This window comes from Pseudomonas sp. B2021 (assembly GCF_018135665.1).
In the GTDB taxonomy this organism is placed as follows: domain Bacteria; phylum Pseudomonadota; class Gammaproteobacteria; order Pseudomonadales; family Pseudomonadaceae; genus Aquipseudomonas; species Aquipseudomonas lactis.
In genome coordinates this window covers 1,920,071-1,926,396 of sequence record NZ_SMOF01000001.1, presented here as the reverse complement: position 1 = coordinate 1,926,396, position 6,326 = coordinate 1,920,071, and the positions used below count along the sequence as shown (strand labels likewise).

Here is a 6,326-nt window from a genome sequence, read left to right as displayed (position 1 = left end):
GGCGGATTACGGGCACACCGAGCCTAAGCGAGGTGCCGAGTGGTGGGGCAAGAGCGCTTTGCTTACTTTTGTCTGGGCCGGCATTCCGGCTTTTCGAAAGTGAGCCGCCGTCAGGGCGGAACCCTAGGCGGCCGTTACCGAAGGAGTGGATATATACACTGTCCAAATGTGTTGGCTGTCAGGCCGTCTTCGCAGGCAAGCCAGCTCCCACAGTTGGATCGTGGGGTTTCAGGTAGATATGGGTCGGCTGGCAGGCCGTCATCGCAGGCAAGCCAGCTTCCACATTTGGATCACGGGGCAGTCAGAAACTTCTTGCGATACGCCGCCGGCAGCATCCCCACCCGCTGCTGAAACAACCGCCTAAACGAATTACTGTCCTCATAACCCACCGCATACGTAATGCTATCGAGCGTCATCCGTGTCGACTCAAGCATCTGCTTGGCACGCTCCAGACGCAGGCTCTGCAGATAACCAATCGGCGTACACCCCGTGGCTTCCTTGAAGCGCCGCTTGAAATTACGCACCCCAAAGCCAAAGCGCTGGGCAACCTCGTCGATCACCAATGACTGCGCAAAGTGCTGCTCCAACCAATGCTGCACACGCAGGATCTGCGCATCACCGTGGCTCTTGGGCAGCGACCACATCGCGTAGGCCGACTGCTCAGTGCGCCCAGCATCGATCAGCAAGTACTTGCCGCAGGTATGAGCCAGCTCCGGCGAGCCGAAACGGCGGATCAGATGCAGCATCAAGTCCATCGCCGCCGTAGCGCCCCCGCAGGTGATCAGGCGATTGTCTTCGCAGAGGATCTGCCCCTCATCCAGGCCGACCTGGGCATACCGACGCCGGAAGAACCCGGCAAATGCCCAGTGAGTCGTCGCACGCAAGCCGTGCAATAACCCCGTCTCGGCCAGCATGAACGCCGCCGTGCACATCGAAGCCAACACGGCGCCCTGTCCATGCTGCTCACGCAACCAAGCGCCGTAGGCGGCGAACGTCGGCAGGGCTTCCTTGAGGGTAAAGAGAAACCCGGGAATCAGCACCAGGTCGGTGTGCGCGATCTGCGCCAGTGAACCGTGCACCTGCAGGCATTGCCCACCCCATACCGTCACCGGGTGGCCGTCCAGAGACGCGAGCGTCACCTCGAAGGGTGGGCTTTGAGCAAACAGATTGGCCGCACTGAGCATTTCCATGGCCAGGGTGGCACTGGCAGCGGAACACTGATCCGCCAGGAGCAAGGTGACATGCATGTAAAAACTCCAGCTTGCACTTTTCGCATGTAATAAGTCATTTACGCATCTACCTTAGCCGATTCCGCCCCCGTACAGTGCGGCCATTGATCAACTGTCTGGCGTCTTTATGAATCTCTGGTTTCGATTACTGCACATGCTGTTGCGCCGCCCCTGGCGCAAACCGGTTCACGGCCTGGCCACCACGGTGGTGCGCATGCGGGTCTGGCCGCTGGACCTGGACCTGAACCGGCATGTCACCAATGGCCGATATTTCACCCTGGCCGACGTGGCGCGCATGGATTTTGTGCTGCGCACCGGCGCCTTTCGCGTGGCACTGCGCCACAAGGCCATGCCGATAGTCGGCGATACCTGGGGCAAGTTCCGTCGGGAATTGAAGCTGTTCGAGGCATTCGACGTGCACACCCGCATTCTCGGCTGGGACCACAAGTGGAACCTGATGGAGCACCGCTTCGTCAGCAATGGGCGGGTGGTTGGCGTGGTGGTGATGCGCGGGCTGTTTCGCTCTGCCAAGGGCACACTGCCCCCGGCCGAATTTATCCGCGAGCTGGGCTTGGACGACACCTCGCCGCCGCTGCCGCAATGGTTGAGCGACTGGGCACACAGTTGCGATGAAATGAGTGCGCAATTGCGCGGGGAGGAGCAGGTTTAAAAACGCCTGCTAAGCCTCGCGCTTGACCTTCAAATGCCGTGCATACCATGGCCGCTGTGGCACGCGCTTGAACAACCCTTTGAGCAGCTCTTCATCGGCGCCGAAAGTAATGCGCAGGGCCAGCTTCATGATCTCCGGGTCCATCTCCATCGAGCGCCCCTGCTGCAGCCCCGGTGTGGTGCTGCAGCCGTGGGTGTCCGGTCCCAGCCAAGGGTCGCCTACTTCGACCCAGCGGCCTGGCGCGAACCAGGCCACGCCGTTGACTTCCAGTCGGCTCACCTCACCTGGGTTGAAGCGCTCGTGGGCGCGAAACCAGTCTTCGATGCGGTCATCTATCCAGCCATGGAAATGCCAGAACACCGGGTTTACATGGGATGAAAACGGGTCGCCCAGAAAGTCGTTCTCCGGCGCATACCAACGCGCGGCAAAGTCTGCGGGGTCACGGGCGAAGGGGACCGGGGCGCCGTTGGACGGGTCGCGGGGCACCGAGGCCCAGCGCATATGCAGCCAATCGTGCAGGCCCAGTTCCATTTCCGAGCCCAGTTGGCCCAGGCTCAACTTGGCCAGGTAGCGCGGATCGCGGTACTGGGATTCCCACACCTGAAAGTTGCTGTGGTAGGTCTCGGCCGCCTTGATATCGCTGACCCACTGGGTGTAGTCGGCGTCATCCGGCGCCGACCAACAGGGCGGCAGCGCGAAACCGTCGTGGTTGTCGAAGTAGCGCACAAATCCCAGGCGATCGCGCTCCAACGGCGGTTGCGGCTCGGGGAATTGCGGCCAGGACGGCAAGTCCTGCATGGAACGTGCGGTGCCGAGCATGTGGCGGTGCATGAAAAAGAAGTCGATGCCCGAACCATTGCGGTCCTTGCGCTTGCCGCGGGCATCGCGCTCCTGGCCGCGGGGCCCGGGCTGCCAGCCGATGCCGCGCAGGGCTTCGCGTTTTTCTTCGGAGAGCTTGTGCCACTGGTCGCGGGTGGCGTGCCAGAGTTGGTGAAACAGGCGGTGTTCGGGAGAAATCAGCCAGGCCAGCAAGGTCGGGTTGAGGCCGATGCGCTGGCGGGCTTCGGGGAACAGTTGTTTGTGGGCGATAAAACGGTTGTCGCGTTCGGTCAACGCCAGGGGCCGCTCAAGGTCGAGGATGTGCCCGCTGAGCGTGGCGCTGCCGGCATTGCCGAAATCGGCCCAGACTTCATCCAGGGTCATCTTGAATTCATAGGCCGGCGCGCCGCCGTCGGAATCACGGTCGATCAAGCGCCAATAGAGCACGGCGCCCTCGCCCGTCAGTAGGTCGCCCAAGACGCGGTAGCGCGGCTCGCCGTCGGCGCGCAATTGCTCGGCGGTGTCCAGGTACCCTCGCAGGCCACGGCCACGGGGGGCGATGTCGAGCAGCAACTCCAGGCCTTGCTGCGGCAGGCCCGCAAGGCCCGCATCGCGACCTTCCAGGCGCAGGCTCCAAACACCCCGCAGTGTGTTCGCCAGGTGCTGGCCCTGGGTGTCGGCGAGGTCGACCGTGGCTTCGCCGGGGGTGATGGGAAACGCTTCTTCCCGTGTCAACTCGCGATGGGCATAAAAGGCCGCGGGCACGGCTGCACCGGTCAGCGCCAGGCCTGCGATGAACCCACGTCGAGAGATTGTCATTGGCTACCTTAGGAAACGGCTTGATCAGAGCTAGAACGTTTGCAGCCCGACGAAATTTACCGCCCTGCCCCCGCCACCTAAATTTCCCCCGCCATCGCTCGTTCTTCCCTGATAGCAAAGGCCTCAACTGACTGAGATGGCAATGACAAAATCACGTTCGAAAAAGGCGCTGTATATCGGCCTGCCGCTGGCCCTGGCTATCGGCGCCGGGGCGGGCTTGCTGGTCTGGGATCAGTGGTTCAAGGGCAACGCCGGCTACCCGCTGGAGGTGATCAAGCAGGCCAATGAAATGCAGGATCGCCTGTTGTCATTCGACAGCCACATCACCCTGCCCCTGGATTTCGGCAAGGCGGGCAACGAGGCCGACAAGGATGGCAGCGGCCAGTTCGACCTGGCCAAGGCTGCCCGCGGGCGATTGTCGGGCGCCGCGCTGACGATATTCGGCTGGCCGGAAATCTGGAACGGCGCCAACGCCCCGCACAAGCCCACCGATGGTTTTGTCGAGGAGGCCCGCCACGAACAGGAGGTGCGCTACAAGATCATCTCCGGCATGGTGCGTGACTTTCCCAACCAGGTGGGCATCGCCTATACCCCGGACGATATGCGACGCCTGCACGGCGAAGGCAAGTTCGCGATTTTTATCAGCATGCTCAACGCCTACCCCCTGGGCAACGACCTGAACCAGCTGGACCTGTGGGCCGCACGCGGCATGCGCATGTTCGGGTTCAGCTACATCGGCAATAACGCCTGGTCCGACTCGTCGCGCCCGCTGCCGTTCTTCAATGACTCCACTGATGCCCTTGAGGGCCTGTCGCCTATCGGCCAGCAAGCGGTGCATCGCCTCAATGACCTGGGGGTGATCATCGACGTGTCGCAGATGTCGACCAAGGCCCTGGAACAAGTCGCGCAGTTGAGCCGTACGCCGATGGTGGCGTCCCACTCGGCGCCACGGGCATCGGTGGACATCCCGCGCAACCTCAGTGACAAGGAACTGCAACTGATCAAGAACAGCGGCGGCGTGGTGCAAGTGGTGGGCTTCCCCGCCTACCTGCGGCCCTTGAGCCAGCCGACCCAGGACAAGCTCAACGCCCTGCGCGCACGCTTCGACCTGCCGCCACTGCCCAATCTGGCCATGGCTCTGATGCCCGGCGACGCGATCATTGCCGCCTGGCCCGAGCAACGCTTCGGCCAGTACGCCAGCGCGCTGTACGGCATCCTCGAGGAAGAACCCAAGGCCACCCTCAAGGACCTGGGCGACGCCATCGACTACACCGTGCGCAAGATCGGCATCGATCATGTCGGTATTGCCTCGGACTTCAACGACGGCGGCGGCCTCCAGGGCTGGGAGAACGTCGGCGAGGTGCGCAACGTCACCGCCGAACTGATCCAACGCGGCTACTCCGAAGCCGATATCGCCAAACTGTGGGGAGGCAACTTCCTGCGGGTGTGGGAGCAGGTACAAAAATCCGCCAAGCCATTGGCCAATCGCTAACTACCATGAAGTAAGTCCATGACCGACCGCCGTACATTTCTCAAGCAGGCCGGCGTCTTTGCTGCGAGCCTGCCGCTGGGCACCGCGTTGCTGCCTCAGGCAGTGGCCGCCGTTACGAACGACCCATGGACGGGATTGAAACAGCTGTTCAACCAGGACCCGAGCTACCTGCACTTTTCCAACTTCCTAGTGGCCTCGCACCCAAGGCCCGTGCGCGAGGCCATCGAGCGCTACCGCCAGCAGATCGACCGTAACCCCGGCCTGGCCATGGACTGGGACTTGCAGGAAACCTGGAAGCGTGAAGGCCAGGTACGCGAGTGGGCCGGCCGTTACCTGAACGCCAAACCGGCGCAGATCGCCCTCACCGGCAGCACATCCGAAGGGCTGGCGATGATCTATGGTGGGATCAAGGTGCGCGCCGACCAGGAAATCCTCACCACGGTGCATGAGCACTACGCCACCGCGTTCAGCCTGGATTTCAGGGTGCGCAAGGAGCGGACCCAGGTACGTAAAATACGCCTGTTCAAAACCCCCAATCAGGTCTCGGCCGATGAAGTGCTGGGCAACATCCAGCGCAACATTCGCCCCAACACCCGCGTGCTGGGCATGACCTGGGTGCAGTCCGGCAGCGGCGTGAAACTGCCCATCGGTGAGATCGGCAAGCTGGTGGACGAACACAATCGCAACCGTGACGAGCCAGATCGCCTGCTCTATATCGTCGATGGCGTGCACGGCTTCGGCGTGGAAGACCTCGACTTCCCCGATATGCACTGCGACTTCTTCATCGCCGGCACCCACAAGTGGATGTTCGGCCCGCGCGGCACCGGCCTGGTGTGCGCCCGCGAGACCGAAAACAAATACGTCACACCGATGATTCCGACCTTCTCCGAAGACAAGGACTTCGCCACGACCATGACGCCCGGTGGCTACCACGCCTTCGAACATCGCTGGGCCGCCGATGAAGCCTTCAAGTTGCACCTGCAACTGGGCAAGGCATCGGTGCAGGCACGTATCCATGCCCTCAACACTGAACTCAAGGACCAACTGCTGGCTCACTCGCAGATCGAATTGGTCACCCCGCGCAGCCCCGAGCTGTCAGCAGGTTTCACCTTCTTCCGGGTCAAGAACCAGGACAGCGACGCCGTCGCGGCCTACCTGATGAAAAACCGCGTGGTGGTGGACGCGGTGGAGCGTGACGTTGGCCCGGTGATTCGCACCTCGCCGGGCCTGCTTAACAACTCCGATGAGATCCAGCGCTTCATGACCCTGCTGAGCCAGCGGTTATGACCCCTTTTCC

5 protein-coding genes are annotated in these 6,326 nt (G+C 62.3%); 3 read left to right on the top strand and 2 right to left on the bottom strand.

The window, feature by feature from the left end:
- Positions 1-290: 290 nt before the first annotated feature.
- Positions 291-1,247 (bottom strand): helix-turn-helix domain-containing protein, encoded by a 957-nt coding sequence (locus E1K68_RS08745; RefSeq protein ID WP_212613967.1) that lies wholly within the window; start codon positions 1,245-1,247, stop codon positions 291-293.
- 109 nt (positions 1,248-1,356) lie between these two features.
- Here E1K68_RS08745 and E1K68_RS08740 point away from each other — a divergent pair, with 109 nt between their 5' ends.
- Positions 1,357-1,899 (top strand): thioesterase family protein, encoded by a 543-nt coding sequence (locus E1K68_RS08740; protein WP_212613966.1) that lies wholly within the window; start codon positions 1,357-1,359, stop codon positions 1,897-1,899.
- A 9-nt stretch (positions 1,900-1,908) separates the two neighbouring features.
- On the opposite strand, the gene E1K68_RS08735 is transcribed toward E1K68_RS08740, so the two are convergent.
- On the bottom strand, positions 1,909-3,537 hold the full coding sequence (locus E1K68_RS08735) for a hypothetical protein (RefSeq protein WP_003191924.1): 1,629 nt from the start codon (positions 3,535-3,537) through the stop codon (positions 1,909-1,911).
- A gap of 142 nt (positions 3,538-3,679) precedes the next feature.
- Here E1K68_RS08735 and pvdM point away from each other — a divergent pair, with 142 nt between their 5' ends.
- A complete protein-coding gene (gene pvdM / locus E1K68_RS08730) occupies positions 3,680-5,029 on the top strand; it encodes a pyoverdine-tailoring dipeptidase-like protein PvdM (protein ID WP_212613965.1) in 1,350 nt (449 codons plus the stop codon).
- A gap of 18 nt (positions 5,030-5,047) precedes the next feature.
- Positions 5,048-6,316: an aminotransferase class V-fold PLP-dependent enzyme gene (locus E1K68_RS08725; RefSeq protein WP_192002943.1), complete on the top strand. Its 1,269-nt coding sequence runs from the start codon at positions 5,048-5,050 to the stop codon at positions 6,314-6,316.
- Positions 6,317-6,326 lie beyond the last annotated feature (10 nt).